This is a genomic window from Mesorhizobium sp. M1A.F.Ca.IN.020.06.1.1 (assembly GCF_004023265.1).
GTDB lineage: Bacteria > Pseudomonadota > Alphaproteobacteria > Rhizobiales > Rhizobiaceae > Mesorhizobium.
Genome location: NZ_RZSR01001430.1, coordinates 1 through 999, shown reverse-complemented (window position 1 = coordinate 999; position 999 = coordinate 1). Strand labels below are relative to the sequence as shown.

2 protein-coding genes are annotated in these 999 nt (G+C 60.4%); both read left to right on the top strand.

What is annotated here, in order from left to right; genetic code table 11:
* On the top strand, positions 1–564 hold a 564-nt coding region (locus tag EOA60_RS34610), incomplete at its 5' end, for a response regulator transcription factor (protein ID WP_164899845.1).
* 246 nt (positions 565–810) lie between these two features.
* Positions 811–999, top strand: a 189-nt coding sequence (locus EOA60_RS34605) for a cyclic nucleotide-binding domain-containing protein (protein ID WP_164899844.1), incomplete at its 3' end; no start/stop codon positions are given.

Below are 999 nucleotides of genomic sequence, written 5' to 3'. Positions count from 1 at the left end.
GTCGCCACGGCGCGCGGCGGCCGTGTCGATCTGCTCATCATGGACGTCGGCCTGCCAGACATGGACGGTCGCGAGGCGGTGAAGATCCTGCGCAAGGGCGGCTATAAGGCCCCGATCATCATGCTGACCGGCCACGACACCGATTCCGACACCATTCTGGGGCTCGAGGCCGGCGCCAACGATTACGTCACCAAGCCTTTCCGCTTCGCGGTGCTCTTGGCGCGCATCCGTGCGCAGTTGCGCCAGCACGAGCAGAGCGAGGACGCCACCTTCTCGGTCGGCCCCTACACCTTCAAGCCCAGCCAGAAGCTTTTGATCGATCCGCGCGGCGCCAAGGTGCGGCTGACCGAAAAGGAAGCCTCGATCATCAAATATCTCTATCGCGCCGACCAGAAGGTGGTAACGCGCGACGTGCTCTTGGAAGAAGTGTGGGGTTACAATTCCGGCGTCACCACCCACACGCTGGAAACCCATGTCTACCGGCTGCGCCAGAAGATTGAGCGCGATCCTTCCAATGCCGAAATTCTTGTGACAGAAAGCGGCGGCTACAAGCTGGTTCCTTAAACATTTCATGATCTAGAGCGATTCCAGGAAAAGTGTGAAAGCGGTTTTCCGATCGGAATTGCGTCGAACCAAACAGATAGGCGGTCGGGCGGGATTGCCTCGGGTACGATCCTGATGCTGGAGGGTGATGGATCGGCTCGCTGCACGCATCGCACGATGCGTGATTGAAAGTTGGAGTGCGCGCTCCCGCAAGGAGACGGCGCTCCAAAGGAGGGACTGGACTGACCGCTCGGGGACACAGCTAGGATGGCGCTGGATGACGACATCCGCATCCTGTCCGCCGTGAAGCTTTTTCAGGGCTTCACGCAGGAACAGTTGCGCCTGCTGGCCTTCGGCGCCGAGACCACTTTTCTGCAGGCCGACCACAAGCTCTACCGCGAGGATGACGTGGCCGACTCGGCCTATATCGTCGTCAGCGGGCGCATAGTCCTCTAT